Below are 25,791 nucleotides of genomic sequence, written 5' to 3'. Positions count from 1 at the left end.
GAACAAATGCCCGCATCAGCGGCCGCTATCGCCCTTCTTGAAGGAATGCCAGACGCCATCGGCGCCGATGGTGAGGCGCCACCACGTCCACTTCTTTTTCTCGCGCATCTGCTTGGCCTCGGCCGGTCCGACCAGCCGCAACAGCTCAACTTCTTGCGCCGGCGTCAGCTGATCGAGCGCAGCCTCGGCGAGATACGGCCAGACGTAGACGATGTTGTTTTCCAGATCGCGCCCGAGCGGAAGTTCCGCAGGATGCAGCGACATGACCTCGGCGAGGGCCGCAAGCACCTCGCGTCCATGACCATCACCCGAGCTGCGCTTCCAGAAGGCAATAGGATCCTCGCCGGCCGGCGCCGCCGTCTCCGGCTTGATCTCGTTCCAGTCCAGCGCTTCGCGCAAATCCTCGATGTTTCCCGTCCGCGTCGCAAACAACAGCGCCTGTCGCATCTCCTCTGCCGAGGGAGGCAACTTTCCCGGGTCGTCGATCGACTTGCGCTGCTTCTTCGCCGTGGTTGAAGTGCCCGTGACCTTCTCCTCGGCCGCCGGCTTTGGCGCAGCCGCTAGGTTGGCCGCATGGACAAGCCCGACCCCGGCCAGTACCAATGTCCAAAGGCTTGCGCGACTTAGCGGGAGCGTCTTCATGCTCCGGTGCCCAACAGCGCTGGGAACGAGAACAAACGGCACGCATGGCGGACCGGCGAAGGAAGGTGCATGGATTTTCTGCCTAATCCGCTCATCATACCCGTAGGCATCATTATCGGAATCCTTGTCGCCGCCCCGGTCGGCCCCGTCAACGTCCTCTGCATCCAGAGGGCAATCGAACGTGGCTTTTGGGGAGGTATTGCGGCGGGGCTGGGCGCAATGCTGGGCGACGGGTTGATCGCGTTATGCGCGGCCCTGGGCGTCGGCGCCATTTCCGGCGCCGTGCAGGTTCACCGCATGACCATTCAGATGCTCGGCGGGCTCGTTCTGGTGGCGTTCGGCGCCAAGCTCTATTTTTCTTCGCCGCGGTTCGTGCCCGTGACGCCGAACCGCGAGCATGCCGAAACTCTGCGAGACTTCGTCTGGGACATCCCCCAGACGTTCCTGCTCACCATCACCAATCCAGGGGCTGTGTTGGGGCTGTTCGCCATCTTCGGAGGCGTCTCTACCTTCGTAGAGGTGAACAGCTACATCGATGCGCTCACCATCGTCGCTGCCGTCATGGGCGGCAGCCTGGCCTGGTGGGTTTCTCTCTCGCACCTCATCGCACGCTTCCGCCACAGGCTCTCGGTCGAGCGTCTGCTGCTCATCAATCACGTCGCAGGGCTGCTGCTCGTCGGCTTCGGCCTCTTGCTCATCGGCGAGGTCGTCGTCAAACGCATCGGCCTGCTGTGAAGCCAGCTGAGGTCTACTGCCGCGTCCGGTGAAGCGTGAACTCGCCGACGCGGATGCGCTTCTCGAGCCCCTCCGCCAGCTTCACCACGGCTTCCTCGCCGAACTGTGAAACCAGATCGGTCAGCGCCGTGAACAGGGCGGCATAAGCCATCTGCTCGTTCGGCACACCGCTCTCGGTACCTTCGTCCCAAGCTTCGAGTATTAGCGATAGCGCACGGTACGTGGAATCGTCCGTGTCTAGTCCCTCGAGCAACTGTTGCATCGGTCTTCCCCCTTGCGAGCAACGGCGCCCCGATCTCCGCCCCGGCTCGCTGTGAATGGCTGCGCGCATCGCACACGCAGCACGTCGACATAACGTGCATATCACGCGTGTCTCGGGGGCAAAGCGCAGCCCTCGTTCAGAGTAAACTTCTGCAAGAAAAAAGCGGTGCAGTCCCTATGGGACCGAGCGCACCAGAGTGTCCGCGATCGCCGCGCCTTCGGTGACGAAGCGGTTGATCACGTTCTGAGCCGAAGGACTGCAGGTGTTATAGGTGCGGCTGTAGCTCTGATAACCTTTATTGAAGCTGCGCGTCAGCTTGGCTTTGCGCAGCGCCGAGGTGCCTTCCGACTGCAATAGGTCGGTCATCCGCTCGCGCCACAATTGACCTTCGTCAGCGCCACACAGCTCGCGCAGGTAGTGCACCGCGCCCAGGATCTCCGAAAGCCGGAACAGGCGGTCGTCATAGGGTTTGCTGTCGGGTGCGGCCGCTGCTGGAAGCGCCATCGACACGCCAGCAAGCATCGCACACACCGCGGCAAGGCGGCGGCGCGCAGGCCGACGGTGCTGTCGATAACCCCTCATAAGTTCACTCTATCACCGATTCTGGACGTTCCAGAGGCACCTATTCCACGCTGGCGGCAAGAAGTCGCCAAGCCTGCTCGATGACGAAATAGGTGCCCTCCGTCAACTCCAGATCCTTGGCGGCGTCGAGGGCGAAGAAGCGGGCATCCCGCACGTCGTCTTTCGCCCGCGGCTCGCCATCGTCCGCGCGGCCGTAATAGGTGGCGATGACGTAGTCCAGCACCACCTCGCCACCCTCGTTCCGGTCTATGAGGTCGTAGACGCCGGCGAGCCCTTCGATGTGGGCGATGAGGCCGGTTTCCTCTTCCACCTCGCGCCGGGCGGCCGCTTCGGCTGTCTCACCTGCGTGAATGGCGCCCCCCGGCAGGCTCCACATCCCTGCGGCGTGCCCTTTGTCGCGCAGCACCAGCAGGACCGCTTCCCCTCGGAACAGCACCGCACTGGCGGCAGCTCTAGGCCAGGGGCCAGCTTCGTGATCAGTCCCGCCGTGGTCCGACATCCATCTTCTCCAGCTTGGCTCGAACGACTACCTTCACATCATGTGTACGCGCTATTCCTTGACATCTCCGCCTGAAGCGGTCCGCGCCTATTTCCGATATCTGAACGAGGCGATATTTCCGCCCCGTTACAATATCGCCCCGTCCCAGCCTGTCGCCATCGTCCGCGACACGCATAACGGCGGCCGCGAGTTGGCACTGGTGCGCTGGGGGCTGATCCCATCATGGGTGAAGGACCCGCGCGCCTTCAAGATGCTGGTCAACGCCCGGTCTGAGAGCGCCGCCGACAAGCCGTCCTTCCGCGCCGGCCTGCGCCACAAGCGCTGCCTCGTCCCCGCCGACGGCTTCTACGAATGGACCGGCCCCGCTGGCGCCAAGCGGCCCCATCTAGCCCGTCTTAGGGGTGGCGGTACGATGGGTCTTGCCGCCATCTACGAGCACTGGCTTGGCGCCGACGGCAGCGAGATCGAGACCATGGCGATCCTCACCACCGCCGCTAACGGGCCGATGGCGCGCCTTCACGACCGCATGCCGGTAATCATTCCGCCGGAACATTTCGATGTGTGGCTCGATTGCCGCCCCGGCACCGCAACCCACATTACGGACCTTCTCGTGCCTGCCCCCGACGATCTCCTCGACATCGTCGAAGTGAGCCGCAAGCTCAACAATCCGGCCAACGAGGGCCCCGAGGTGCAGGAGCCGGTGCCGGTCACGGCGTCGCTCCTCTAGTTTAACCATCGCCCTCTAGCAGCAAGGAAACGTCACGATCCTATGGCGATACGTGTCGCGAGGGCCGCTGCCCTCTCGCGGCCCCCTCGCAGCAATGCCAGTTCGGGGGTAAGGTCGGCCGGGGACTGGTGAGGAGCATCGCGTATGGATTATCGGGGGCACGACCTTGACCTCAGGACGTCGCGCTGGAGCGCCACGTCGACCGATCCATCCGGCTGGCGGGAAGTGACGTCGGGCTCCCACACCGCCCAGGCAACACCCGCCCATGCAACCGCGCCGCGCTCAGCGCTCCCCGCCCGCTCGGCCCCCATCTGGGTCGACGAGACCGTCCTCGCCTGTGCCAACCAGGCCTACGACATCGCCCTCGCGTACCGGTCGGCCGAGGTTCGCCTCGAACATCTCCTGCTGGCGATGACACGCATCGAGCCGGCTTCTGCCTCGCTGGAGCGGCATGGCGTTCGCGTCCCCGCCCTGCGTCGCGACTGCGCCGTCTCCATCGCCGCCGAGCTTCCCTCCATCGCATCCGAGGGCGAGACGCCGCGGCGCTCGCCCGAACTCGAGGATGTCTTGCGCGTTGCGGCCTCTCGCGCGACGTCGCACGGTGAACCGGCGACCGTCGATGATGTCATCCAGGCGCTGTCCGAAATCGGTGGCGACCTGCCCGGCGGCGAGCTCGTCACGCGTCACGTGCCGCGCCATTCGCGCGAATATTGGGGCGCGGTCACGGGGCATCGGACCCTGCAGCGACCCGCCGCCCCGGCTCCTGACGCAGGCGAGGGCGAGAAGCAATCGCTCGCCGCAGCACACCCGCCCGCGCCCGCCATCGATCAAACGTTCATCCAGCGCCTGTTCGATCGCCTGTCCGAGGTGGAGAACGCATTCACCACGCGCCTGTCTGACGCAGAGCGATCCTTCGCCGAACGCTTCGGCATGCTGGAGGCCGCGCTCTCGCGTCAGCCGACTGTTGCGCCCATCGATATATCTCCGCTCGACAACCGCCTCGTTGCCATCGAAGCCGCGCTGCAGAGCCAGCCTATTGGCGGCGGCGTCGCTGCGATCGATCCCGCGATCACCGACCGGCTGTGGGCCATTGAGCACGCGCTGGGCACCGAGCGCACCGAACGCGCCAGCGCCATCACGCAGCTCTCAGATGAGATTTCCGCCGTTCGCAGCGCCGTGCGCCTTGCCGCCCAGGCGAGCGAGCAGGCGCAGGCACAGTTCGGCGAGGAGATGCAGAAGATCGTAGCCGAAGTGCAGTCTGTCGTTCTGCAATTGCAGCAGTTCGGCGACAACTCCGATCAGAACCGCATCGACTTGTCGTCCAGCATCGGCGATCGCATCGCCACAATCGAGAAAGTGCTCGACACCTACGACCAGAAAACCGCCGAAGCGCACGCGGTCTACAGCAGCGAGCTTTCCGAGGTGCACGACGCGCTCATGAAAATCAGCGCAAATCAGCATACGCTCGCCGGCGCGCTCGATAGCTGGCGCAACAACGACTCTGGCGAGATCCACCTCATCAACGCGCGCATCGGCGCGGTGCACGAAGACGGCGCCAAGCGCCTCTCCGCGCTGGAGAAGCTGTGCGCCGACGTCGAGACATTATCGCAGCTTGTGCTCGAAGATCGCAGCCAGCCGCCGCCGCGCTCGAGCTTCAAGCAGTGGCTCTACGGCACCGAGGACTGGATCCGTGCCAGCTGGAGACGCGCCGGCAGAACCCCTCCGGAGCCCAAGCCGCAGCATTCATCAAAAGGCGGCTTCTGGCCGTTCAAACGCCGCAGCTCGGCGCTATAGCGCGACGGCATGGGCGTCTCGTCAGCCCTTCACCGGCTTGCCGTCCTCGTCGAAAAGCACCGTCACGGGGTCTTCATCCAGCATGACGATCTCCGCCTGCTTCAGCGCGCCGTTGCCGTGATACTGATAGCGGTGGGTCAGCTCCACCTCGCCATAGACCAGCTTCTCGAAGCCCATCAGTTTTCCGGCGTCGTCGTAGTACGCCTTGATGAACGTATTGCGGTTCGACAGCGCTTCGGGCTCGATCGCATTGACGAGATTGAACGGCAGGCTCACGCCGGCATAGGTGCCGAAATATCGGCAATCGGGATAAGTTTCCTGCACGTCGAGGCGCTCCTTCGAAGAACTATTCCCAAGGCTAGAGCAGCTTGCCCGGATTGAGGATGCCGTTGGGATCGAGCGCCGCTTTGATCTTGCGCATCATCGCAACCTCCACCGGGCTCTTGAAGCGCATCAGCTCCGCACGCTTCATCTGTCCGATGCCGTGCTCCGCTGAGATCGACCCCGAAAAGCGCGCCACCACATCATGCACCGCGCCGGCCATCTCGTTCCACAGCGCCAGGTACTCGGCCTTGTCCATACCGATAGGCTGCGTGACGTTGTAGTGCACGTTGCCGTCGCCGAAATGGCCGAACACGACGGGCCGCGCGCCATGGCAGACACGCTCCACTTCCATGCCCGCTTCCGTGATGAACTCGGGGATGCGCGCTACCGGCACCGACACATCGTGCTTGATGCTGCCGCCTTCGCCGCGCTGCGCTTCCGATGCGCTCTCGCGCAACTTCCACAGCGATTGCGCCTGCGCCAGCGACCCGGCGATCACCACATCTGAAATGATGTGCTTCTCGCTCGCCTCTTCCAGCAGCCGCTGCATCGCTGTTTCCGCGGCCCCGCCTTCCACCGCGCTCGATAGTTCGAGCAGCACGTACCACGGCGCTTCTTCTCGCACCGGCAGGCGCGTGCCCGGAACGTGGCGCGTCACCAGCTCCAGCGTGAAGCGGCTCATGAATTCGAATGCCGTCAGCGAGTGCGCGCCGCGTGCCTCCGACAGACGGAACAGCGTCGCCACGTCTTCCAGCGTTGGCAGCGCGGCGAGGGCAACGGCTGTTTCTGCCGGCCGCGGAAACAGCTTCAGCGCAGCCGCAGTAATGACGCCGAGCGTCCCCTCCGAACCGACGAACAGATCGCGCAGATCGTATCCGGTGTTGTCTTTCTTCAGCGTGCGCAGGCCGTCCCAGATTTCGCCGCTGGCGAGCACCACTTCAACCCCCAGCGTCAGCGCCCGAGCGTTGCCATAAGCCAGCACGCCGGTGCCGCCAGCATTCGTCGCCAGCACGCCGCCGATCTCGCAGCTGTCCTCCGACGCGAGGCTGAGCGGAAAAAGCCGCCCCGCGCGCTCGGCCGCATTTTGCGCGTCGGCCAGCGTCACGCCCGCTTCGACGATCATCGTGCCGCCCGCCGCATCGACGTTGCGCACCTGCTTCAGCCGCGATAGCGACAGCACCACTTCCGTGCCGTCACTGGACGGCATCTGCCCGCCGACCAGCCCTGTGTTGCCGCCCTGTGGCACGATGCCGATGCCGGCCGCATTGGCGATGCCGACGATCTCGGAAACCTGGCTGGTGCTCTCCGGGCGCAACACCAGCGCCGCGCGCCCCTGATAGAGGCCACGCCATTCGCGCAGATAGGGAAGCTGCTGCTCGGGATCGATCAGCGCATGCGCCGCGCCAACGACATCAGACATTCGGCTGAGCGCATCCTCGCGCGATCCGGAACCGGCCGCACGGGTTGTCTTGCTGTCTGCGCGCTTGCGGGCCAAGGGACGTCTCGCGTTGCTGCTATGAGAGGGGAACTGTTGACGGAAAAGACGGCTTTCAGCAACTCGCCCAGCCACAGATTGCCGTTAGCTGTGCCCAACCGCGCTCATGCAACCCATTTGGCTGCCTGATCGGCTAGCGCGGTGCCGCCGCGCGCCGGAGGCGGTCATTGATTGCCTCGCCCAGCCCCGACTGCGGAATTGGCATCACCGCGATGGCCTCAGCGCCGCTCGCATCCAGCGCACGCAATGCCGCGAAAAGGTTTGATGCCGCCTCGGTAAGGTCGCCCGCCGGACTGAGATTGATCATGGCCCCCGCGGTGGCCGGAACATCGGGCCCAAACGCCAATAGCGCTTCTCCCGCGAGCACGTCGCGCGCTTCAAGCCGCACCCGCGCGCTCGGCGCATAGTGGCTGAGCAGTTGTCCCGGCGCACTCGGTCGTGCCGCATCGATATCGCCGCGCACGACTTTTCCACCGATCACCGCCTCGATCGTCTCCACCGTCACCGCGCCCGGTCGCAACAGCACCGGATGGTCGCCGCGCGCATCGACAATCGTCGATTCGAGCCCATGCGCCGTCGCCCCGGCATCCAGCACCATCGCGACTTTGTCACCGAGATCGGCCGCCACATGCTCCGCCTTGGTCGGGCTGACATGCCCGGATCGATTGGCCGATGGCGCCGCCAGCGGCCGGCCTGTTGCCTCCAGCAGCGCCCGCGCGACCGGATGGTCGGGTGAGCGCACGGCAACGCTCGACAGCCCGCCCGTAACGAGATCGGACAGCGGCGAGCCTTCGCGCTTGTCCAGCACCAGCGTCAGCGGTCCCGGCCAGAACGCCCCCGCGAGCTGCCGCGCCAGCGGCGTAAAGATGACGTGCCGCTCGGCCGCCGCCACATCCAGAACGTGCACGATCAGCGGATTGAACGTCGGCCGTCCCTTGGCGGCGAAAATCTCCGCCACCGCCCGCGAATGGGTCGCGTCCGCGCCGAGCCCGTAGACCGTCTCGGTGGGAAAGGCGACCAGCCTGCCCGCGCGCAGATGCTCTGCCGCGGCGGCAATCGCTCCTTTTTCCGCCTTCTCGACGCCCATTGGCTTTCCAATCCCGGTTCATCCCCTTTCGGGGCGCCTGTCATAACCACACCACCTGAATTCTGTCCAAAGGGTGTGTAAGGTTTCGCATCGGAAGCGGGATAAGGATGGACGGCCAAGGCATGCGGGGCAGCCTCACGATCGGTCACCAATGGATGCGCATTGGCTGCGCAGCGCTGCTGCTCGCCTTCGCCGTTCCTGCCGCCCAGGCCAACTGGCTTTCGCGCATCTCGCGCATTGGCGCCGAGGTTGGCGAAGTCGCGCCCAAGGCCGGCCGCATCGGCATCGTCGAGCTGGAGCGAGCCGCCGCGCACATCAAGTCGCTGCCTCCGGGCAGCGGCGCGGCGCTGGCGGCCCATGCAACACCCGAAGGCCATTGGAAGTTCGTCAACCGCGACGGCGACGTTTTCACCGCCGGCACGCCGGAGGAGCTGCAGCGCGCCATCCCGACGCTGCTCCCCAACACGACGCCCGGATCGAAGCTCGGCATCTACCTGTCCGAAGATACGCTCTTCGGTGACCGCGCGCTGCTGAAGGACCTGCCATCCGCCGGCACGCTGTATGTTGTCGCCGGTAAGGAGAGCTATCCGCTCATCACCCGCACCATGAGCGGCGGCGAGGCAATGTATGCCGCTGTGCGCCCGAACCTGCTCGTCGAACTCCGCGATAGAGCCTTGTTCGATGAAGCCTTGTCTCAGCTCGAGCGCCCGCTCAGCCGCTCCAGCATCCGCACGCTGGCGCTGGAGCCCGGCGGGGCGCCGACGCTGTCTTCCTATCCGCGCATCGATCCCGATACCAGGGTGGCGCTGGTCGACAGTGTCGATCCGGCGACGCTGCCCGTCGCGCTTTCATCCGTCAAAGGACAAACCGTGCTCGTCACCGGGCGCGTCGAGAACAACTTGCTCTATTTCTATCCATCGAGCGGAGCAGAGCAGAGCATCAAGCTCTCCGATCTGATGACCGCGGCGGCAGACTACGACGTCAATCTCGTTCTCCTGCACGCGGCAACGCCGCGCCAGCCGGGTGGCCGCAATTGGCTCTGGCAGCGCATTTCCGTCGGCGGTCTCGACGATGCTTTGAAGCGCGCAACATTAGGCGACTTCCTCGACGCGCTCGGCAAGGCGCAGGGTGAGTTCCGCGTCTCTGTCGGGCGCGAAGATTCGGGCCGCGTTTCAATTCGAGCCGTGCCGCTCAACGCGCAGTCCGGCAATATCACCGGCATGGTCGGCGACTTGTGGACCAACACGATGTCGAACATCACCGGCAACGTGGTGACGACTGCCGTCGAAGTGCACGCACGCGACGAGGACCGGCAGCGTGAACTCGATACGCGCATCGTTCCCGGCGTGCCGGCATGGATGCAGATCCTCTATCTCATGTGTCTTGGCGCCGGCGTGCTCGGCTGGCCGGTTGCCAGCGCCTGGTTCGCGCGCATCTGGCCGCCGGAGCAGCGCAGCGAGTATGGCAACGCGTTCGGCTATCGCGCCGCACAGGTTATGCGACTTGCCGCTTTCATATTGCTGTTCCTTCCCATCGTCGGTCTGCCGGCGTTCATCGCCTCGGGCATCCTGCAATTCTGGAATCTTGCTACGCAGCTTGTTCGCGCGCTGCGCCGCCTCTTCGTACGTGCTGAGCCGCGCACCGGATGATGCGCTGCAAAAAGCAGGCATTCTTAATGACCTAGCCGATGTTGCGCTGGCCCTTTGAGGCCGCGGCGGGCTAACATGAGCCAAAAGCCCCCACGAACACCCGGAACCGCGGCAAGCGCATAGATGTCCACGCTTCTTCTCACGCACTCGTCATTTCTCGCCCACGATACCGGGCCAGGGCATCCCGAACGTCCAGATCGCATTCGCGCCATCGACAAGGTCCTCTCGCATGAGCTTTTCGACAGTTTGGTACGCGAAGAAGCCCCGCTGCGCGATGACGTCGAGGAGCAGATTCTTCTCGCGCATCCCGAAGGGCACCTGGCTGGCATGCGCGGCCTTGCCGAAGCCTCACTGAAAACCCCACGACACATCGACGGCGATACGGTCATCTCCGCCGGCACCTGGGAAGCAGCGTTGCGATCGGTCGGCGCCGGACTTGCCGCCGTCGACGCCGTCATGACCGGCCGTATGGCCAACGCCTTCTGCGAGGTGCGCCCGCCGGGCCATCACGCCGAAGCAAATCGCGCCATGGGATTCTGCCTCTTTTCCAATGCCGCGATTGCCGGCCTCTACGCACGCAAGAAGCACGGCGCCGAGCGCATCGCCGTCGTCGATTTCGATGTTCATCACGGCAACGGCACACAGAACATCTTCTGGTCCGATAGGGACTTGTTCTACGGCTCGACGCACGAAATGCCGCTGTTTCCCGGCACCGGCGCCGCTCGCGAAACCGGCGTCGGCAATATCACCAACGCCCCGCTGCGTGCCGGCGATGGCGGCGAGCGGTTCCGCGAGGCGTTCGAATCGCGCATCCTTCCTGGGCTACACAACTTCGGCCCCGATATAGTCATTATCTCTGCCGGCTTCGACGCCCACGAGAATGATCCACTGGCCAATCTCCGCCTCGTAGAAGCCGATTATCTTTGGGCCACCGAGAAGTTGGCTGATCTTGCCAGGCGCCACAGCAATGGCCGCATTGTATCGATGCTCGAAGGAGGCTACGACCTCACCTCGCTGGCGCGATCGGTAGCCGTACACGTTCGGGCGCTGATGGACGCTGGCACCTAGGTTTGAACGCAAGGTATCGGAACTCAGGATGGAATCCGCCAGCGCCCAGTCGCCCAAGTTCGCCGACGTCAAGGACATGAGCTTCGAGCGCGCCTTGAAAGAGCTTGAGACGATCGTCACGCGGCTGGAACGCGGCGACGTCGAGCTCGAGGAATCGATCGCGATCTACGAGCGCGGTGAAGTCCTGAAGGAGCACTGCGATCGGCTGTTGCGTCAGGCCGAGGCGAAGGTCGAGAAGCTGACTTTTTCCGCCGATGGCTCACCCAAGGGCTCTGAGCCGCTCGATCCATAATTCGCACAGGCGTTAGATCTTCCGGCTGTCATAGGCCCAATGCAGCAGCGCCTGACGCTGCCGCCGCCGACACAAAAGATCGCCCTTCTCGCAGTTCTTCTCCACCTGCCGCACGTGACGCTTGATCGCTTTCCATCGCTTGATCTGCCGCGCATCTTCCTCCGGCATGCGCCGGCCCATGTAGTAGCGGCAGTACCATTGGAACCATCCGCGCGGATCGTCGGGATGGATCCAGCCCTTGCGCTTCCATTCCGATAAAGGCTGGCTCGCATCGACGCCGAAGAAGTTGAGAGCGCAATCGCGCCCGCGCGCCCCCTCGGCCAGCTTGGCGTGCGCAAACCAGCTGTCGGGGAATTCTTCCCTGCAGTCGGTCATGTAGCGTCCGCAGAACACGCCGAGGCTCAGCATCTCCGCCGGCGTCAGGTCGGGGCGGAACTCCGCGTCGAAGTCACGGCCGGGCCGCGCCACACGCTGGTAGCGATAACCCTTCTGCATCCGATCGTTGACGGTCACCCATTTGCTGCCCATCGCGTCACGCTACGCACCATCAAGGGCGCGTCAATCGCCTCCGGGTGCCGTAGAAGCCACATAGGCACTGATTTTTGTCGCCCAGTTGCCCGGCTCAGCATTCGCCGGGCTGAAAATTGCCTTGGCCGGGCGTGAGTTAAGCTGTGGGCGGATTAACCACCCCAGGGGCCCGTTTCACAGTGGCAATGTGGCCCTCTAGCGGATTGGGGTTAACACCGTTAGGGTGCGCCCGGCTCGAAGACCGGGAGGCGGCATTTAGTGCTTTTGATCCGTCACTTTGGGCCGTGTGTTTATAATTGGGGAGAAGACCAAATGAAGACTCTTATGGCCCTGGCCGTTGCTCTCAGCAGCCTTGCTGTGGTTAGCGTCGCCACGACCTCGCCGGCCGAGGCCCACTTCAAGAAGTGCCATCATCACCACAAGCACTTCAAGCACGCTAAGTGCAAGAAGCACGGCCACTGGCACTGCAAGAAGCACCGCAAGTGCCACCGCTAATCTTGTAGTCAGCTTACCGGCTGATGAGCGCGGCTCCCCCCGGAGCCGCGCTTTTTATTTGGAATGCCAAGGCCGCGGCGATTGCACCCTTGCGGGGCCGCGACAGTGTGACATAACAAGGCATTACAAAAGCAGGGATGGCTCGGTGGAAAGTGCTCCCAAGACGCCCCTCCTCGATCGCGTAAAGACGCCCGAGGATCTGCGCCGCCTCGATGAATCCGAACTTCGCAGCCTTGCGGACGAGCTCCGCCAGGAAACGATCAGTGCTGTCTCCGTCACTGGCGGCCATCTCGGTGCCGGGCTGGGCGTCGTCGAGCTGACGGTTGCGTTGCACTGGGTGTTCGATACCCCGCGCGACCGCCTCATCTGGGACGTCGGCCACCAGACCTATCCGCACAAGATTCTCACCGGCCGCCGTGATCGCATTCGCACCTTGCGTAGTCCGGGCGGCCTGTCCGGGTTCACGCGTCGCGCCGAGAGTGAGTACGACGCGTTCGGCGCCGCGCATTCCTCAACGTCCATCTCCGCTGGGCTCGGCATGGCCGTCGCGCGCGATCTGGAAAAGCGCGACAACAACGTCATCTGCGTCATCGGCGATGGCGCCATGAGTGCCGGCATGGCGTACGAGGCGCTGAACAACGCTGGCGCGCGCGATGAACGCCTCATCGTCGTGCTCAACGACAACGACATGTCGATTGCACCGCCGACAGGCGCGCTCAGCGCCTACCTCGCGCGCATCACTTCGAGCGGCACCTACCTTTACCTGCGCGACATCGCCAAGCAGCTTGCCAAGCAGCTCCCGAAAAGCTGGGAGCGCCGCGCTGCGCGTGTCGAGGAATACACCCGTCATCTGTGGCAAGGCGGCGCCTGGTTCGAGGAACTCGGCTTCTACTATGTCGGCCCCATCGACGGCCACGATCTCAACCAGCTGCTGCCCGTCCTGAAAAACGTGCGCGATGCGCGGCAAGGGCCGATCCTGGTTCACGTCGTCACCAAGAAGGGCAAAGGGTATCCGCCCGCCGAGGCGTCCGACGACAAGTATCACGGCGTGTCGCGCTTCAACGTCGTCACGGGTGCCCAGGTCGTCGCCAAGCCCAAGGCGCCGACGTATACGCGCGTCTTTGCCGACAGCCTCGTCGCCGAAGCCAAGAAGGACGAAAAGATCGTCGCCATCACCGCGGCGATGCCCGATGGCACCGGCCTTGACGTGTTCGGCAAGGCGTTCCCGGAGCGCACCTTCGACGTCGGCATCGCCGAGCAGCACGCGGTGACTTTCGCCGCTGGTCTCGCAGCCGAGGGCCTGAAGCCGTTCGCCGCCATCTATTCGACGTTCCTGCAGCGCGGCTATGACCAGGTCGTGCACGACGTCGCGATCCAGAGGTTGCCCGTGCGCTTCGCGATCGACCGCGCCGGCCTTGTCGGCGCCGATGGCCCGACGCACGCCGGCTCGTTCGACCTCGCCTATCTCGGCTGCCTGCCTGGAATGGTGCTGATGGCCCCGTCCGACGAGGCCGAGCTTGTGCACATGGTTGCCACCGCTGCTGCCATCGATGATCGCCCGTCCGCGTTCCGCTACCCGCGCGGCGAAGGCGTCGGCGTGCCTCTCCCCGCCGAGGGCATCCCGCTCGAAATCGGCAAGGGCCGCGTTGTGCGTGAGGGATCGGCCGTTGCGCTACTTGCTTTGGGCCCGCGCCTTTACGAATGCCTCAAGGCTGCCGATCAGCTCGCAACATTCGGCCTGTCGGCGACGGTTGCCGACGCGCGCTTCGTCAAGCCGCTCGACGAAGATCTGATCCGCCGCCTCGCGCAGAACCACGAGGTACTTGTTACGGTGGAGGAAGGCAGTGTCGGCGGCTTCGGCAGCCACGTGCTGCAGTTCCTCGCTGAAAGCGGCCTGCTTGATCGTGGCCTGAAGGTGCGTAGCCTCGTTCTGCCCGACACCTTCATCGAGCACGGCAAGCCCGATCAGATGTACGAGGAGGCCGGCATCAACGCCACCGGCATCGTCACATCGGTGCTGGGCGCGCTCGGCCGTGAGACGCTTTCGGACGCCGCCAGCCGCGCTTAGCGGCATTCTCAGTTCGCTGCGTTCGGTTCTCTGGCAGCAGGCTCGCGGCTAAAAGCACGCCAGACCAGTGGCTGGCGTGCTCTAGTGCGCAATTACTCAACCGTGATGTTGACCACCGGCGATTCCACCGACGGCTCGAACGGAATGTGGTTCTTGTCGCCGAGCACGTCCTGCAGCGTATGCTTGCCGGGCGCCAGCTCGATCGTCGCTTCCGTTTGCGCCTTGCCGTAGTGCTTGTGCTTGTCGTCGGCCGGGATGGGCGCGTTGTAGTCTTCGAGCTTGGTGTCGATCAGCAGGTGGTGATGCCCGCTCTCGGGCTCATCGCTTCCGGCCGGGGCCAGCTTCATGCCTTCGACACCGAACTTGATGGTGATCGGGCTCTTGAGGACCGCACCTTCCGTCGGCTCGATCAGCCACACTTTGGCACCAGCCGGCGACGGCGTGCGCGTGACCGCCTCCGCTGTGGGTGCAGCATCCTTGTGGGCTTCTTCATGCGAAGGGGTGCTGTTGTCCCCGCATGCGGCTAATGACAGGGCTATGAGACTGGCGGCGAACGCAAGGCGCATCGTTTTTACTCCGTGAAGCTGTTCAAATGGGGTGTGCGCGATCGCGGCGAACATATAGTAAATCTCCCGATATGCGAATGCGTCTGGACCTAGCCCTCGTCGAGCGCGGCCTTGTGCCGACCCGTTCGCGCGCCCGCGATCTGATCCGTTCCGGCCTCGTACGTGTCGGCGACGAGGTCTGCACCAAGGCCGGCGCCGAGATCGCCGAGAACGTGCCCGTAACACTCGCCGATGCCGAAGCGGCGCGGGCGGTTTCGCGCGGCACCCAAAAGCTCACCGCCGGATTGGGCGCCTTCGCGTTCGATCCCGCGGGGCGTATCGCCCTCGACGTTGGGGCCTCCACAGGCGGCTTCACCCAGGTTTTGCTCGAGCGGGGCGCGCGGAAGGTCTACGCCGCCGATGTCGGCCATGATCAGTTGCACCCGAGCCTGAAATCCGATCCGCGCGTGATATCGCTGGAAGGGCTGGACGCGCGTCACCTGAGCCGCGAAATCGTCCCCGATCCCGTCGGGATCATCACCGCCGACGTCAGTTTCATTTCACTTATCAAGGCGCTCGGCCCCGCACTCGGGCTCGCCGCGCCCGGTGCCTTCCTGGTCGCGCTTGTCAAACCGCAATTCGAGGTCGGCCCCGATCGCATCGGCAAGGGCGGCATCGTGCGTGATGCGACGGCTCGCGACGACGCATTGCATTCCGTCACCGCCTGGATCGCCGCTCAGCCTGGCTGGCGCGTTGCCGGCACCATTCCATCGCCGATCAAAGGTGGATCGGGGAACGAGGAGTTTCTCCTTGGCGCACGCTACGATGGGTGACACCCAGTCGCTCGATATCGCCCGCCTCGGAGCGCAGGGCGACGGTATAGCCGATACTGCATCGGGGGCCGTTTTCGTGCCCTACGCGCTACCGGCCGAGCGCGTGCAGGCCGATGTGCGCGGTGAGCGCGCTCGCCTCATCGCCGTGACGACACCGAGCCCCGATCGCATCGCGCCAGTCTGCCGGCACTTCACCCATTGCGGTGGCTGCGCTGTGCAGCATCTTCGCATGCCCGCCTACCTCGCCTGGAAGCGCGACATGGTAGCGAGCGCGTTCGCGGCCCGCGGCATCGATGCTCCGGTTGGCAATGTCGTCAGCGTGGGGCTTGGCGCGCGTCGGCGCGTAGCCTTTTCCGCGCGGCGCACCGGCCGCGGCGTCGTGCTCGGCTTTCACGAGGCCAAAGGCATCGACATCGTCGACCTGCAGGAATGCCCCGTGACGGCGTCGGCCATCGTACGCGCGCTCCCTGGATTGCGTCGCCTCGTCGAGCCGCTGATGTCGCGCCGCGCACCCGGCCGCGTCGTCGTCACCATGGCCGCCAACGGCCTAGACGTCGCCATCGAGGACGTGCCCGCCGATCCATCGCTCGAAGTGCGCGAGTTTCTCGCCCGCGAAGCGACGGCACTGAAGCTTGCGCGCCTCACGCTCGCCGGCGACACGCTGTATCAGGCGACGGTGCCAGCCGTGCGCTTCGGCACGGCCAATGTTGTGCTCCCGGCACGCTCGTTCCTCCAGGCTGCACCTGTTGCCGAAGCAGAGATGGTGCGCATCGTTTCGAGCGCGCTCGCCGGTGCCAAGAAGATTGTCGATCTGTTCTGCGGCATGGGGACGTTCACGTTCCCGCTGGCGCAGCGCGCGCCCGTGCTGGCCGTCGATGGCGACAAGCAGGCGGTGACTGCGCTGCAGAACGCCGTCAAGCGCACGCCCGGCCTCAAGCCGATTGATACCAAGGTGCGCGATCTTTTCCGCGAGCCACTTTCTGCGCGCGAGCTGGCGGGCTTCGATGCCGCGGTCTTCGATCCCCCGCGCGCGGGCGCGGCGACACAGGCGGCGGCCCTCGCGGGCTCTCCCGTCAATACGATTGCGGCCGTGTCCTGCAATCCAGCGACGCTGGCACGCGATGCGCGCATCCTCATCGACGCAGGGTTCGCGCTCGAGCGGGTAACGCCGATCGACCAGTTCCTTTATTCGCCGCACATCGAAGCCGTAGCCATCTTCCGCCGCTAACGCGATGCTCAGCGTTTCGCCCCGAGCAGCGTATCGACGAACGCCGGTACGATCCGCGTCGCCGGACCGTAATGCGCTTCGGCAAACACGCTCGCGCCTTCGGATGGCTCGAGGTTCAGCTCCACCGTATGCGCCCCCGCAGACCGCGCCTCCGCCACGAAGCCCGCAGCCGGATAGACGTTGCCGCTCGTTCCAATCGAGATGAACAGGTCGGCAGCCGTGAGCGCCCTGTAGATGCGCTCCATCTGATACGGCATCTCGCCGAACCAGACGACATCCGGGCGCATGCCGCCGACGCGGCCGCACGTTGGACACGCCGTGTCGAGGCCTAGATCGCCGCCCCAGGCATGCCGCTCCCCGCAGTGCGCGCACAACGCCTTCATCAGCTCGCCGTGCATGTGAATGAGATGCTGCGAGCCCGCCGCTTCGTGCAGGGCATCGATGTTCTGCGTCACGATCGTGACGCCACCCGCGTGCTCACGTTCGAGTCGCGCCAGCGCCAAATGCGCCGCGTTCGGCTGCACATCGGCGAGCGCACGACGCCGCTGATTGTAAAAGTCGTGCACGAGCACTGGATTGGCGCGGAAGCCTTCGGGCGTTGCCACCTCGCGATAGTCGTACTTCGCCCAGATGCCGTCCTTGTCGCGAAACGTAGAAAGGCCGGACTCCGCGGAGAGCCCGGCCCCTGTGAGAATGACGATGCTGTCGAAACGCTTCATCAAAGTTCGGGCACTAGGCAATCGGTAATGGGCATTGGAGACGCCCTTTTTGCCGAGTGCCTATTGCCCATTGCCTCTTACAGCAGCTTACCCATCGCCACCGCCGTATCGAGCATGCGGTTCGAGAAGCCCCACTCGTTGTCGTACCAGGACATAACGCGCGCCAGCTTGCCGTCGACAACCTGCGTCTGCGTGGAATCGAAGCTCGACGAGAACGGCGAGTGATTGAAGTCGATCGAGACCAGCTCGGCGGTGACATAATCGAGCACGCCTTTGAGCTGCTGCTCGGCGGCATGCTTCATCGCCGTGTTGATCTCTTCCGCGGTCGTCTCGCGGCCGGGGATGAACTTCAGATCGATCACAGAGACGTTCGGCGTCGGCACGCGGATCGACGTGCCGTCGAGCTTGCCCTTGAGCTCCGGCAGCACGAGGCCGACGGCCACCGCCGCACCGGTCGACGTCGGGATCATCGACAGAGCCGCAGCTCGCGCGCGGCGCATGTCCTTATGTGCCTGGTCGAGGATGCGCTGGTCGTTCGTATAGGAGTGAACCGTCGTCATGAAGCCGGACTGGATGCCGACGAGATCGTTCAGCACCTTCGCCACCGGCGCGAGGCAGTTGGTCGTGCACGAGGCGTTCGACACCACCTTATGATCGGCGGACAATTTGTCGTGATTGACGCCGTAGACGACGGTGATATCCGCGCCCTTCGACGGCGCCGACACCAGCACGCGCTTGGCACCGGCATCGAGGTGCACCTTGGCCTTCTCCTTGTCGGTGAAGATACCCGTGCACTCCATCACGATATCGACGCCGAGATCCTTCCACGGCAGCTTCGACGGATCCTTTTCCGCCAGCACTTTGATCGGGTTGCCAAGACCAACGTCGATCTCGTTGCCGTCGACCTTCACCTCGCCCGGGAATGTCCCGTGTACGCTATCGTACTTGAACAGATGCGCGTTCACGTCCGTCGGGACGAGGTCGTTGATGGCGACGAACTGAAGGTCCGTGCGCTTTGCCTCGGCTGCTGCTCGCAGGACGTTCCTGCCGATGCGGCCAAAACCCGAGATCGCAACCTTCACAGTCATCGCGCGTTCGCCTCCTTGGCGTGTTTCTTCTTCCGGTCCATGCAGATGGCGCATGCCCAAAGGCGCGGCAATTAACTGGACGAGGGCCATCGGTGTCAATGCGGCATACCCAGGAGTACTGAAAGCGAGGCCTTCATGCGCCCTGCAAAAAAGTATGACAGCAAATTTCTGTTGGGTATTCGCTGCTTCCCGGCATCGCTTATTGACGGCTTCGAAGAGCGATACTTAAGGTCATGACACGGGACGATAGCCGTGCATTGCCATGGGAATCGCCATGGAACTTGAGGGGGCATCTTCTCGGAGGGCGAGATGGCTGAGCGGGTAAGTCAGAAGCGCAAGCAACCGGCAGCATCGGCGCGTCGCACCGCGCGTACGGCGCCCGTGCGTGCGAAGCGGACGACTGTTTCAAAAGTCGAGGCGCTGGAGCGCGAGCGAGACCTGCTAAAGGAACAGCTTGCCGCAGCCCAGGCGCAGTTGACCAAGCTGGAACAGGCGCGCGACGACGCGGTCAACCGCATTGATTGGGCGTTGGACTCGCTGCATAACTTGCTGGAAAACAGCGCCTGAGCAACTCGTAAGGGTGCCGGCAGCCAACGGTGGAGGCGATGAGCGAGGTCGCGATCACTGTCAACGGACGGTGCTACCGCTTCGCCTGCGAAGCCGGCGAGGAGGCGCGCCTCAAGGAATTGGCCGCCTACGTCACCAGCCGCATGGACGGCCTCAAGAAAGAGCACGGCAACGTCGGCGAGGAGCGCCTGCTGCTGATGACCGCGCTCATGATCGCCGACGACCTCTGGGACGCCACGGCCGCCGATTGCCAGCCCGCCAAGACGGATGCGGCTTAAAGCCCGCCAGCGCTGCACAGATAACGCTTGGCTGTAGCTGGAAAATTCATCGCCCATCGTCTACATTCACCCCGCTGCGGGGTGCGTTAGAAGCATATATGTTCCCCGGGGCCTATAAGATCCGCACGGGAGCTGTCCCTGGCCGAGACCGTGGTCTCGGACACACGGCGCCCACCTACTCTCGTAGGGACCAGCGCGGGATCATCCGCTTCGACGGCCACCGCGGCATTTGAATTCGATGCAGACTGGCGAGGAGAAACGGGAAGAGAGAGCCCGGGCACTCGCCCGTCGTGCCGCGGCCTTCGCGGCGCACGGAAGTGCCGCTGGGGCGCGGCTTGCTGCGCACGGTCTTTCTTTCCTTCACCTCGCTCGAGGAAGCACCATTTCCGGCTTTTCGGCGATCCGGGACGAGATCGACCCCGGCCAGCTCCTGCACCACCTGCACGGCCAGGGCCACCACCTCTGCCTCCCGGTAATGGAGGGCAAGGGCAAGCCGCTCGTTTTCCGCGCCTGGGCGCCGGGCGACGAGATGGGCAAGGTTCAGTGGGGCATCGCCGAACCGCTACCCGATAAGCCGGTGCTCGAGCCCGACGTAGTGCTCGTGCCGCTTCTCGCCTTCGATTCCGCCGGCTACCGCCTCGGCTACGGCGGAGGCTTTTACGATCGCACGCTCGACAGGTTGCGCGCCATTAAGCCTGTCATCGCCGTCGGCATCGCCTACGACGAGCTGAAGGTCGACGCCGTTCCGCATCAGAGCTATGACGAGCGGCTTGATTGGGTCCTGACGCCGTCAGGACCGCTGCGCTGCCTGGAACCCTGAATGCGACTTCTCTTTCTTGGCGATATCGTCGGCCGCTCCGGTCGCAAAGCCGTGGTCGATGCCTTGCCGGGCCTGCGCCGCCGCTACGCGCTCGACTGCGTCGTCATCAATGCCGAGAACTCCGCCGGCGGCTTCGGGATCACCCAGTCGATTTTGGAGGAGCTGATCGAAGCCGGCGCCGACGCCGTCACGCTCGGCAACCACGCCTTCGATCAGAAGGACGCGCTCGTTTTCATTGAGCGCTATCCGCAGCTTATCCGCCCGGTCAATTACCCCAAGGGCACGCCGGGCCGCGGCGCCTCGCTGATCAGGACTGCGGGCGGCGCCGACGTGCTCGTGATCAACGTCATGGGCCGCATCTTCATGCCCGAGCTGGATGATCCTTTCCGGGCCATCGATGCCGAGCTGACGGCTTGCCGCCTCAAGCAGGGCGCCGACGCAATCCTCATCGATATGCACGCCGAAGCGACCAGCGAGAAGCAGGCGCTGGGCTATTTCGTCGATGGCCGCGCCAGCGTCGTCGTCGGCACGCACACGCACGTGCCCACGGCCGACGACCGCGTCTTGCCCAACGGCACCGCCTACATTTCTGACGCCGGCATGTGCGGGGACTACAACTCGGTCCTCGGCATGGACATCGAAGAGCCGATCAACCGCTTCATTACCAAGATCCCGCGCCAGCGCTTCGAGCCGGCCAACGGCCCGGCAACCATCTCCGGCCTCGCCGTCGAGATCGACGATAAAACAGGGCTGGCGACCGCCTGCGGGGCGCTGCGTATCGGCCCGCACCTGGAGCCCGCCGCCCCGGCCTTCTGGGCGACCTAGCGTTTTTCTGTCATCCCGGGCGAAGCGAGCGATCGCGAGCGAGACCCGGGACCCAGACGATAAGCGCCGCAGGCTCCACGGGCATCTTCGATGGATTTTCTTGCTGGCTCCCGATAACGGCTAACGTCGTTCGCCGCTTCCGGGATGACAGAACGGGGATGGGCTTGACCGGGGCCCCCCCTCTCGCGCAATAAATCCCGCAAATCCAGATAGCCCGATCCGAGAAGAGCTCCCATGGCTGGCCATTCAGCATTTAAGAACATCATGCACAAGAAGGGCCGTGCCGACGCGGCCCGCGCCAAAATGTTCTCCAAGCTCGGTCGTGAAATCACCGTGGCGGCCAAGATGGGCTCGCCCGATCCCGGCATGAACCCGCGCCTGCGCCTCGCCATTCAGGCCGCACGCGCCGAGAACATGCCCAAGGACAACATCGAGCGCGCCATCAAGAAGGCGGCCGGCGGCGACGCCGAAAACTACGAGGCGATCCGCTACGAGGGCTATGGTCCCGGCGGCATCGCCGTGATCGCCGAAGCGCTGACCGACAACCGCAACCGCACCGGCGGTGCGGTGCGTGCCGTGTTCACCAAGTACGGCGGCAACCTCGGCGCCACCGGTTCGGTTTCGCACATGTTCAACCACGTCGGTGAGATCACCTATCCAGCGAAGGTCGGCTCTGCCGACGCAGTGATCGAAGCCGCCATCGAGGCCGGTGCCGATGATGTCGTCTCCGACGAGGACGGCCACGTCATCGCCACCGAGTTCGAAAGCCTCGGCACCGTGGCCGCCGCGCTCGAAGAGAAGCTGGGTCCGCCCTCCGGCGTCAAAGCCGTGTGGAAGCCGAACCTCACCACCCAGGTCGATGAAGAGCGCGCGCAGAGCATCATGAAGATGATCGCAGCGCTCGAAGACGACGACGACGTGCAGAACGTCTACGCCAACTTCGAGATCTCCGACGAAGTCCTGAAGAAGCTCACTGCCGCGTAGGGAGTGCCCAATGCGTATAGCGGCGGTCGGCGCGATGTTCGTGGCTGTGCTTGGCGCGGGCAGCGGACCGGCCTGGGCCACGGCGAACTGGGACTACACTTGCAAGGCAGTCGACGCGTCGATCGACCTTAACGTGCTGCTGACCTTCAACCAAGGCACGGCCGGCAGGATCGCCGTCGGCCAGATCGATGCAGCCGCGCGTCGCGCGGGCAAAGATGGGCGAAAAGTAAACCCCATCTACTTTGCGTCGGACGACATCGAGCAGTTCTGGGTGGGCGACGACGTCTTCCGCATATCGCTGTCGCGCTACAACGGCGGTGAGCCCGAGCCGGTGCAGTTGCTGATCGATACGACGTGCCGGGCAAAGGCCTGCACGGGAACTTACCGATACGCACAGATGGGCGAGGTCCTCACCGGCAAGATCCGCTGTGAGCAGGGCGAAGCCGGTTGAGCGACCCGCCCTCGCGCGTCAGGCAAGCTCGTACGTATCGCGCCAATCGGCCGTCACGTAGTTGATGATGATCGAGCGGCGCAAACCTGTCAGCGGGTGTTGCCCCACGCCGTGCCAAGTGTTGTGCGCCGGAATGAAGATCACACCGAGGTTGCGCCCGTACGGAGCGGTCGCCACGTACTTATAGTCTGGCGGACCTTCATGAATGTCGGTGCCGCACATACGCAATGCCGGCGCGCTCGATAGGTAGACGAGCATCGTGAACTTCTTGACGGCAATGTCGGTATGCGGCTCGAGCCAGAAGCCCGGCGCATCCTGGCAGTATTCGATGCGCAACCTCGTATCATCGAGGTTTGCGCCCGTCGTGCGCTCGATCGCCTCGATGACGCGTCTATCCTTGAACGCCTCGACGATCCGCAGGATCACCGGAAAGCGCTTCTGGTTCTCGGCATTGAAGAATGTGCGCGCCGAATTGTTGGTCTCGCGGCGGCCGTTGAAACCGTCGGCGCCGGGCGGCGCGAATGGAAGGTCTATTACGGCGTCAATATCGCCTTCAGGCAACGCACCATCGAGCAACCAATAATCGAACGGTTGCTCAACGTGCAACGAGCGCTCCAGGCATCCGAGGAATGTGTCCGCAGCAGTCTTCTCCGCAAGCGTAAGCATATGATCCCCCGATCTTCGTTGATCGGTGAAACGCTAGGGATGCTGAGGTCGACCAAACTTGAGCAAGGTCAAACAGCGATCGCTGTCCACTGTTCACTCGTTGCGGAGTGCGGCCGGACTACGCCGAAGCTTTGATATCCCGATCGACGCGCCGTGCCGGAGCCGCATCCCGCGGCGCCAGCTCATTCATCACCGCGCGGAATACGGGCGGCGCGAACAGCACGTTGCGATGGCCAAGCCCCTCGAACGCCATGAGCCGCGCACCGGGGTGCGCCGCGACGATGTCCTCGGCGTTCTGGAACGCAACTTCTTCGTCCTCCCGCCCATGCACGATCAGCACCGGGGCCTCGACCTCGCGCAGCAGCGCCGCGGCCGAGAACGTCGACACCGGCCTGTGTCCGACCCGCTCGAGATGCCGCTCATAGGCACGCTGCGCTGCGGGGCAGAGGTTCAGCGTCTTACCGAAGTCGCGCGTGACCTCTGACAACCGGTTCGGACACGAGATCAGCACGAAATGCCCGATCCGGTGTGCGTGATCGAGTGGCGGTCCGCCCTCCGCCACCAGCAACGCAACGAAGCCGCCGAACGAGTGCGCCACGACGCCGTCGATCGGCCCGAAGTAATCGCACACGGCGAGCATCGCCCGCGCGCAATCGGCAAGGTTCGTGCGCCGCCCCGGGCTGAGGCCATGCGCCGGAAAATCGAACGCGACAACGCGCATTCCTGAACGGCGTAGCGGCTCGGTAAAGGCTGTCATGAACGCCGCTTCGCTGGTCCAGCCGTGCACCAGCATCACGGTTCCGCGCGGCTGGCCGTCGGGCTCGTAGACGTAGGCCTGCACCTCGCCAACCGGCGTTGGCACCACTTGCCAGCGCGCATTGCGCAAGTGAAACCGCGCCCGCGCCGTCAGGATGTCGTGATTGGCGCTCCGATGCTGCGAAAGCTCGGGCGTACAGAAAATGCGGAAAGCCATATCGCCGGCGAGGGCCGGCGGTAGTCCGTCGAGCATGGCGACGGCTCGAGGTCGCGGACAACGCAGCGCCAAGATGCGTCTCTCCCGAAAGTCCAGTGTCACTGCACAAGTTCAAAGCGGCGCGAGGCTCAATGATCCGGAAACCTTGTCGGCGAGCCCGAGCAACCGCGAAAAGCGATAAATAATTTGAAACGATAAATACGCCGTGAAATTACGCCGCTCCAAAATGCCCAGCAACGGCCAGCCTGCCGCATCCCCCCAGATTTAGCGGGGAGGGGCCACAGCCCATGCACCGGCCGCGCCCGCCAACTATTTGTCTCGCCGGAATTTCCGGCCGCGATGCACCATAGGCACTGCGGCGAATCGGCTTCGTGCTATGCGTCGCGATCATGGGCACAACCTTCACACGCATCATCGGTATCGACCCTGGATTGCGCCGCACTGGCTGGGGCGTCGTCGACAGCGACGGCGTCCGCCTCAGCTACGTCGCCAGCGGTCTCATCACCGCGCCCACCGACCTCGACCTCGCCTACCGGTTGCGCGAATTATTTGAGGGCATTGCCAGCGTCATCGCCGCCTTCAAGCCGCACGAGGCAGCGGTGGAAGAAACCTTCGTCAACGACAACGCCCGCTCCACCTTGAAGCTCGGGCAGGCGCGCGGCATGGCGCTGCTGGCCCCGGCCATGGGCGGTCTGGTCGTGGCCGAATATCCGCCCAACCTCGTCAAGAAGTCGGTGACCGGCGCCGGGCACGCCGAAAAACGCCAGATCGAGGCCATGATCGGTTTCCTGCTACCGAAGGCGAAAGTGGAAAGCGCGGACGAGGCAGATGCGCTTGCAATCGCCATCTGTCATGCCAACCATCGTCAGGCGCGGGTGCGCCTGGCCGTCGCCGCCCGGCGATAGATGCTGCCGCGCGAGATCCGCCGGCCGGGGGAGAACCATCAATGATCGGCAAGCTGCGAGGCAAGGTAGACGCCATTGGCGAGGGCTTCCTCATCGTCGACGTGGGCGGCGTCGGCTACGAGGTCCAGGCCTCCTCGCGTACGCTGCGCAACCTTAAAATCGGCGACGAGGTCTCGCTCACCATCGACACCCATGTGCGCGAGGATTCGATCCGCCTGTTTGGCTTCGCCAGCGAAGTCGAGCGGTCCTGGTTCCGCACGTTGCAGAACGTGCAAGGCGTGGGCTCGAAGGTGGCGCTCGGCCTCCTCGGCACGCTCTCGCCGCAGGAGCTGGCCAACGCCATAGCGTTGGGAGACTGGGCCAGCGTCGAGCAGGCGCCGGGCATAGGCAAGAAGCTGGCGATGCGTATCGTCGCCGAGCTGAAGGACAAGGCGCCTGGCCTGACCGCAGCCGGCCTCACGATCCCGGCCGCCGGCCATGGGGCCGGGGCGCCGCCGGAGAACAATGCCGCGGCCGAAGCCATGTCGGCATTGTCAAATCTGGGCTATCAACCAGCTCAAGCCTCGGCCGCCGTAGCGGTGGCCATGAAGGAGCTGGGCGAAGGCGCGGACACCGCCAAGCTCATCCGCCGTGGACTTAAGGAGCTGGCGCGCTGACGCCTG

General features: G+C 64.4%; 31 protein-coding genes and 1 other RNA gene. 19 read left to right on the top strand and 13 right to left on the bottom strand.

The window, feature by feature from the left end:
• Positions 1–15: 15 nt before the first annotated feature.
• Positions 16–642, bottom strand: coding sequence for a hypothetical protein (locus NDB2M4_RS14180; protein WP_072376176.1), 627 nt, complete (start codon positions 640–642; stop codon positions 16–18).
• A 69-nt stretch (positions 643–711) separates the two neighbouring features.
• Between NDB2M4_RS14180 and NDB2M4_RS14175 the strand changes: the two genes are divergently transcribed.
• Positions 712–1,377, top strand: coding sequence for a LysE family translocator (locus tag NDB2M4_RS14175; RefSeq protein ID WP_072376174.1), 666 nt, complete (start codon positions 712–714; stop codon positions 1,375–1,377).
• A gap of 13 nt (positions 1,378–1,390) precedes the next feature.
• On the opposite strand, the gene NDB2M4_RS14170 is transcribed toward NDB2M4_RS14175, so the two are convergent.
• From NDB2M4_RS14170 to NDB2M4_RS14160, 3 genes are all read right to left on the bottom strand, one after another.
• Entirely contained in the window at positions 1,391–1,639 is a 249-nt protein-coding gene (locus tag NDB2M4_RS14170; protein WP_072376172.1) for a hypothetical protein, read from the bottom strand.
• A 174-nt stretch (positions 1,640–1,813) separates the two neighbouring features.
• Positions 1,814–2,221 (bottom strand): TIGR02301 family protein, encoded by a 408-nt coding sequence (locus tag NDB2M4_RS14165; protein WP_072376170.1) that lies wholly within the window; start codon positions 2,219–2,221, stop codon positions 1,814–1,816.
• Positions 2,222–2,261: 40 nt separating this feature from the next.
• The gene (locus NDB2M4_RS14160; protein WP_072376168.1) at positions 2,262–2,720 is read right to left on the bottom strand and encodes an NUDIX hydrolase; all 459 of its coding nucleotides are present in this window, start codon (positions 2,718–2,720) and stop codon (positions 2,262–2,264) included.
• Between the two features lie 40 nt (positions 2,721–2,760).
• Here NDB2M4_RS14160 and NDB2M4_RS14155 point away from each other — a divergent pair, with 40 nt between their 5' ends.
• Positions 2,761–3,447: an SOS response-associated peptidase gene (locus NDB2M4_RS14155; protein ID WP_072376166.1), complete on the top strand. Its 687-nt coding sequence runs from the start codon at positions 2,761–2,763 to the stop codon at positions 3,445–3,447.
• A 144-nt stretch (positions 3,448–3,591) separates the two neighbouring features.
• Positions 3,592–5,241 (top strand): Clp protease N-terminal domain-containing protein, encoded by a 1,650-nt coding sequence (locus NDB2M4_RS14150; RefSeq protein ID WP_072376164.1) that lies wholly within the window; start codon positions 3,592–3,594, stop codon positions 5,239–5,241.
• Between the two features lie 21 nt (positions 5,242–5,262).
• On the opposite strand, the gene NDB2M4_RS14145 is transcribed toward NDB2M4_RS14150, so the two are convergent.
• From NDB2M4_RS14145 to NDB2M4_RS14135, 3 genes are all read right to left on the bottom strand, one after another.
• A complete protein-coding gene (locus NDB2M4_RS14145) occupies positions 5,263–5,565 on the bottom strand; it encodes a DUF6156 family protein (protein WP_072376162.1) in 303 nt (100 codons plus the stop codon).
• Between the two features lie 34 nt (positions 5,566–5,599).
• A complete protein-coding gene (locus tag NDB2M4_RS14140) occupies positions 5,600–6,985 on the bottom strand; it encodes an FAD-binding oxidoreductase (protein WP_072376382.1) in 1,386 nt (461 codons plus the stop codon).
• Between the two features lie 208 nt (positions 6,986–7,193).
• Positions 7,194–8,147 (bottom strand): L-threonylcarbamoyladenylate synthase, encoded by a 954-nt coding sequence (locus NDB2M4_RS14135; protein WP_072376160.1) that lies wholly within the window; start codon positions 8,145–8,147, stop codon positions 7,194–7,196.
• A gap of 122 nt (positions 8,148–8,269) precedes the next feature.
• Here NDB2M4_RS14135 and NDB2M4_RS14130 point away from each other — a divergent pair, with 122 nt between their 5' ends.
• The 3 genes from NDB2M4_RS14130 (at position 8,270) to NDB2M4_RS14120 (ending at position 11,156) form a co-directional block, all read left to right on the top strand.
• Positions 8,270–9,796 (top strand): hypothetical protein, encoded by a 1,527-nt coding sequence (locus NDB2M4_RS14130; protein ID WP_139247292.1) that lies wholly within the window; start codon positions 8,270–8,272, stop codon positions 9,794–9,796.
• Between the two features lie 123 nt (positions 9,797–9,919).
• Positions 9,920–10,864 carry a histone deacetylase family protein gene (locus NDB2M4_RS14125; RefSeq protein WP_072376156.1) on the top strand — a complete coding sequence of 315 codons (945 nt, stop codon included), beginning with the start codon at positions 9,920–9,922 and terminating at the stop codon, positions 10,862–10,864.
• Positions 10,865–10,892: 28 nt separating this feature from the next.
• Complete coding sequence (locus tag NDB2M4_RS14120) at positions 10,893–11,156, top strand: exodeoxyribonuclease VII small subunit (protein ID WP_072376154.1); 264 nt, start codon at positions 10,893–10,895, stop codon at positions 11,154–11,156.
• 12 nt (positions 11,157–11,168) lie between these two features.
• Here NDB2M4_RS14120 and NDB2M4_RS14115 read toward each other — a convergent pair whose 3' ends face one another.
• Positions 11,169–11,684, bottom strand: coding sequence for a hypothetical protein (locus NDB2M4_RS14115; RefSeq protein WP_072376152.1), 516 nt, complete (start codon positions 11,682–11,684; stop codon positions 11,169–11,171).
• A 312-nt stretch (positions 11,685–11,996) separates the two neighbouring features.
• Here NDB2M4_RS14115 and NDB2M4_RS20050 point away from each other — a divergent pair, with 312 nt between their 5' ends.
• Positions 11,997–12,179, top strand: coding sequence for a hypothetical protein (locus NDB2M4_RS20050; RefSeq protein WP_139247291.1), 183 nt, complete (start codon positions 11,997–11,999; stop codon positions 12,177–12,179).
• A 145-nt stretch (positions 12,180–12,324) separates the two neighbouring features.
• A complete protein-coding gene (gene dxs / locus NDB2M4_RS14110; RefSeq protein WP_072376150.1) occupies positions 12,325–14,247 on the top strand; it encodes a 1-deoxy-D-xylulose-5-phosphate synthase in 1,923 nt (640 codons plus the stop codon).
• Positions 14,248–14,339: 92 nt separating this feature from the next.
• On the opposite strand, the gene NDB2M4_RS14105 is transcribed toward dxs, so the two are convergent.
• Positions 14,340–14,813 (bottom strand): DUF4399 domain-containing protein, encoded by a 474-nt coding sequence (locus NDB2M4_RS14105; RefSeq protein ID WP_072376148.1) that lies wholly within the window; start codon positions 14,811–14,813, stop codon positions 14,340–14,342.
• 77 nt (positions 14,814–14,890) lie between these two features.
• On the opposite strand from NDB2M4_RS14105, the gene NDB2M4_RS14100 reads away from it, so the two are divergent.
• Together NDB2M4_RS14100 and NDB2M4_RS14095 are read left to right on the top strand one after the other, a co-directional pair.
• Entirely contained in the window at positions 14,891–15,625 is a 735-nt protein-coding gene (locus NDB2M4_RS14100; RefSeq protein WP_171988107.1) for a TlyA family rRNA (cytidine-2'-O)-methyltransferase, read from the top strand.
• Positions 15,603–16,853, top strand: coding sequence for a class I SAM-dependent RNA methyltransferase (locus NDB2M4_RS14095; protein ID WP_244536179.1), 1,251 nt, complete (start codon positions 15,603–15,605; stop codon positions 16,851–16,853). The genes NDB2M4_RS14100 and NDB2M4_RS14095 overlap by 23 nt, the downstream gene beginning before the upstream one ends.
• An 8-nt stretch (positions 16,854–16,861) precedes the next feature.
• Here the strand turns inward: NDB2M4_RS14095 and NDB2M4_RS14090 are convergent, their stop codons facing one another.
• Together NDB2M4_RS14090 and gap are read right to left on the bottom strand one after the other, a co-directional pair.
• Positions 16,862–17,572, bottom strand: a complete 711-nt coding sequence (locus tag NDB2M4_RS14090; protein WP_072376143.1) for an NAD-dependent deacylase — start codon at positions 17,570–17,572, stop codon at positions 16,862–16,864.
• Between the two features lie 77 nt (positions 17,573–17,649).
• Entirely contained in the window at positions 17,650–18,660 is a 1,011-nt protein-coding gene (gap, locus tag NDB2M4_RS14085; RefSeq protein WP_072376380.1) for a type I glyceraldehyde-3-phosphate dehydrogenase, read from the bottom strand.
• Between the two features lie 309 nt (positions 18,661–18,969).
• Between gap and NDB2M4_RS14080 the strand changes: the two genes are divergently transcribed.
• The 7 genes from NDB2M4_RS14080 (at position 18,970) to NDB2M4_RS14050 (ending at position 22,585) form a co-directional block, all read left to right on the top strand.
• Complete coding sequence (locus tag NDB2M4_RS14080; RefSeq protein WP_072376141.1) at positions 18,970–19,227, top strand: hypothetical protein; 258 nt, start codon at positions 18,970–18,972, stop codon at positions 19,225–19,227.
• Positions 19,228–19,265: 38 nt separating this feature from the next.
• Complete coding sequence (locus NDB2M4_RS14075; RefSeq protein WP_072376139.1) at positions 19,266–19,505, top strand: cell division protein ZapA; 240 nt, start codon at positions 19,266–19,268, stop codon at positions 19,503–19,505.
• 68 nt (positions 19,506–19,573) lie between these two features.
• Positions 19,574–19,738, top strand: a non-coding RNA gene (gene ssrS / locus NDB2M4_RS14070) — 6S RNA.
• Positions 19,739–19,743: 5 nt separating this feature from the next.
• Positions 19,744–20,325 carry a 5-formyltetrahydrofolate cyclo-ligase gene (locus tag NDB2M4_RS14065; RefSeq protein WP_072376137.1) on the top strand — a complete coding sequence of 194 codons (582 nt, stop codon included), beginning with the start codon at positions 19,744–19,746 and terminating at the stop codon, positions 20,323–20,325.
• Positions 20,326–21,150 carry a TIGR00282 family metallophosphoesterase gene (locus tag NDB2M4_RS14060; RefSeq protein ID WP_072376135.1) on the top strand — a complete coding sequence of 275 codons (825 nt, stop codon included), beginning with the start codon at positions 20,326–20,328 and terminating at the stop codon, positions 21,148–21,150. It begins immediately after the preceding gene.
• Positions 21,151–21,384: 234 nt separating this feature from the next.
• A complete protein-coding gene (locus tag NDB2M4_RS14055; protein ID WP_072376133.1) occupies positions 21,385–22,134 on the top strand; it encodes a YebC/PmpR family DNA-binding transcriptional regulator in 750 nt (249 codons plus the stop codon).
• Positions 22,135–22,144: 10 nt separating this feature from the next.
• Positions 22,145–22,585 (top strand): hypothetical protein, encoded by a 441-nt coding sequence (locus tag NDB2M4_RS14050; protein WP_139247290.1) that lies wholly within the window; start codon positions 22,145–22,147, stop codon positions 22,583–22,585.
• Positions 22,586–22,603: 18 nt separating this feature from the next.
• Here the strand turns inward: NDB2M4_RS14050 and NDB2M4_RS14045 are convergent, their stop codons facing one another.
• Both NDB2M4_RS14045 and NDB2M4_RS14040 read right to left on the bottom strand, forming a co-directional pair.
• Positions 22,604–23,251: a 2OG-Fe(II) oxygenase gene (locus NDB2M4_RS14045; protein ID WP_210186551.1), complete on the bottom strand. Its 648-nt coding sequence runs from the start codon at positions 23,249–23,251 to the stop codon at positions 22,604–22,606.
• Positions 23,252–23,369: 118 nt separating this feature from the next.
• Positions 23,370–24,260, bottom strand: a complete 891-nt coding sequence (locus NDB2M4_RS14040; protein ID WP_139247289.1) for an alpha/beta fold hydrolase — start codon at positions 24,258–24,260, stop codon at positions 23,370–23,372.
• A 353-nt stretch (positions 24,261–24,613) separates the two neighbouring features.
• On the opposite strand from NDB2M4_RS14040, the gene ruvC reads away from it, so the two are divergent.
• Positions 24,614–25,129, top strand: coding sequence for a crossover junction endodeoxyribonuclease RuvC (gene ruvC / locus NDB2M4_RS14035; RefSeq protein WP_072376127.1), 516 nt, complete (start codon positions 24,614–24,616; stop codon positions 25,127–25,129).
• Between the two features lie 41 nt (positions 25,130–25,170).
• Positions 25,171–25,785 carry a Holliday junction branch migration protein RuvA gene (gene ruvA, locus NDB2M4_RS14030; RefSeq protein WP_072376125.1) on the top strand — a complete coding sequence of 205 codons (615 nt, stop codon included), beginning with the start codon at positions 25,171–25,173 and terminating at the stop codon, positions 25,783–25,785.
• Positions 25,786–25,791: the final 6 nt, after the last annotated feature.

It is taken from the genome of Hyphomicrobium sp. NDB2Meth4, assembly GCF_900117445.1.
Lineage (GTDB): Bacteria > Pseudomonadota > Alphaproteobacteria > Rhizobiales > Hyphomicrobiaceae > Hyphomicrobium_A.
The sequence above is the reverse complement of the archived record's forward strand: the minus strand, read 5'-3'. Positions and strand labels throughout refer to the sequence as shown.

What these genes read in the sequence shown, in the direction of transcription:
- NDB2M4_RS14140 (WP_072376382.1), bottom strand. Translation starts at nt 6,985, where the DNA reads ATGTCTGATGTCGTTGGCGCGGCGCATGCGCTGATCGATCCCGAGCAG.
- NDB2M4_RS14150 (WP_072376164.1), top strand. Translation starts at nt 3,592, where the DNA reads ATGGATTATCGGGGGCACGACCTTGACCTCAGGACGTCGCGCTGGAGC.
- NDB2M4_RS14160 (WP_072376168.1), bottom strand. Translation starts at nt 2,720, where the DNA reads ATGTCGGACCACGGCGGGACTGATCACGAAGCTGGCCCCTGGCCTAGA.
- NDB2M4_RS20050 (WP_139247291.1), top strand. Translation starts at nt 11,997, where the DNA reads ATGAAGACTCTTATGGCCCTGGCCGTTGCTCTCAGCAGCCTTGCTGTG.
- ruvC (WP_072376127.1), top strand. Translation starts at nt 24,614, where the DNA reads ATGGGCACAACCTTCACACGCATCATCGGTATCGACCCTGGATTGCGC.
- NDB2M4_RS14155 (WP_072376166.1), top strand. Translation starts at nt 2,761, where the DNA reads ATGTGTACGCGCTATTCCTTGACATCTCCGCCTGAAGCGGTCCGCGCC.
- NDB2M4_RS14045 (WP_210186551.1), bottom strand. Translation starts at nt 23,251, where the DNA reads ATGCTTACGCTTGCGGAGAAGACTGCTGCGGACACATTCCTCGGATGC.
- NDB2M4_RS14050 (WP_139247290.1), top strand. Translation starts at nt 22,145, where the DNA reads ATGCGTATAGCGGCGGTCGGCGCGATGTTCGTGGCTGTGCTTGGCGCG.
- NDB2M4_RS14055 (WP_072376133.1), top strand. Translation starts at nt 21,385, where the DNA reads ATGGCTGGCCATTCAGCATTTAAGAACATCATGCACAAGAAGGGCCGT.
- NDB2M4_RS14105 (WP_072376148.1), bottom strand. Translation starts at nt 14,813, where the DNA reads ATGCGCCTTGCGTTCGCCGCCAGTCTCATAGCCCTGTCATTAGCCGCA.
- NDB2M4_RS14040 (WP_139247289.1), bottom strand. Translation starts at nt 24,260, where the DNA reads ATGCTCGACGGACTACCGCCGGCCCTCGCCGGCGATATGGCTTTCCGC.
- NDB2M4_RS14090 (WP_072376143.1), bottom strand. Translation starts at nt 17,572, where the DNA reads ATGAAGCGTTTCGACAGCATCGTCATTCTCACAGGGGCCGGGCTCTCC.
- NDB2M4_RS14175 (WP_072376174.1), top strand. Translation starts at nt 712, where the DNA reads ATGGATTTTCTGCCTAATCCGCTCATCATACCCGTAGGCATCATTATC.
- NDB2M4_RS14130 (WP_139247292.1), top strand. Translation starts at nt 8,270, where the DNA reads ATGCGGGGCAGCCTCACGATCGGTCACCAATGGATGCGCATTGGCTGC.
- NDB2M4_RS14060 (WP_072376135.1), top strand. Translation starts at nt 20,326, where the DNA reads ATGCGACTTCTCTTTCTTGGCGATATCGTCGGCCGCTCCGGTCGCAAA.
- NDB2M4_RS14080 (WP_072376141.1), top strand. Translation starts at nt 18,970, where the DNA reads ATGGCTGAGCGGGTAAGTCAGAAGCGCAAGCAACCGGCAGCATCGGCG.
- NDB2M4_RS14180 (WP_072376176.1), bottom strand. Translation starts at nt 642, where the DNA reads ATGAAGACGCTCCCGCTAAGTCGCGCAAGCCTTTGGACATTGGTACTG.
- gap (WP_072376380.1), bottom strand. Translation starts at nt 18,660, where the DNA reads ATGACTGTGAAGGTTGCGATCTCGGGTTTTGGCCGCATCGGCAGGAAC.
- NDB2M4_RS14125 (WP_072376156.1), top strand. Translation starts at nt 9,920, where the DNA reads ATGTCCACGCTTCTTCTCACGCACTCGTCATTTCTCGCCCACGATACC.
- NDB2M4_RS14135 (WP_072376160.1), bottom strand. Translation starts at nt 8,147, where the DNA reads ATGGGCGTCGAGAAGGCGGAAAAAGGAGCGATTGCCGCCGCGGCAGAG.
- NDB2M4_RS14120 (WP_072376154.1), top strand. Translation starts at nt 10,893, where the DNA reads ATGGAATCCGCCAGCGCCCAGTCGCCCAAGTTCGCCGACGTCAAGGAC.
- NDB2M4_RS14165 (WP_072376170.1), bottom strand. Translation starts at nt 2,221, where the DNA reads ATGAGGGGTTATCGACAGCACCGTCGGCCTGCGCGCCGCCGCCTTGCC.
- NDB2M4_RS14065 (WP_072376137.1), top strand. Translation starts at nt 19,744, where the DNA reads ATGCAGACTGGCGAGGAGAAACGGGAAGAGAGAGCCCGGGCACTCGCC.
- NDB2M4_RS14075 (WP_072376139.1), top strand. Translation starts at nt 19,266, where the DNA reads ATGAGCGAGGTCGCGATCACTGTCAACGGACGGTGCTACCGCTTCGCC.
- NDB2M4_RS14115 (WP_072376152.1), bottom strand. Translation starts at nt 11,684, where the DNA reads ATGGGCAGCAAATGGGTGACCGTCAACGATCGGATGCAGAAGGGTTAT.
- NDB2M4_RS14170 (WP_072376172.1), bottom strand. Translation starts at nt 1,639, where the DNA reads ATGCAACAGTTGCTCGAGGGACTAGACACGGACGATTCCACGTACCGT.
- ruvA (WP_072376125.1), top strand. Translation starts at nt 25,171, where the DNA reads ATGATCGGCAAGCTGCGAGGCAAGGTAGACGCCATTGGCGAGGGCTTC.
- NDB2M4_RS14100 (WP_171988107.1), top strand. Translation starts at nt 14,891, where the DNA reads ATGCGTCTGGACCTAGCCCTCGTCGAGCGCGGCCTTGTGCCGACCCGT.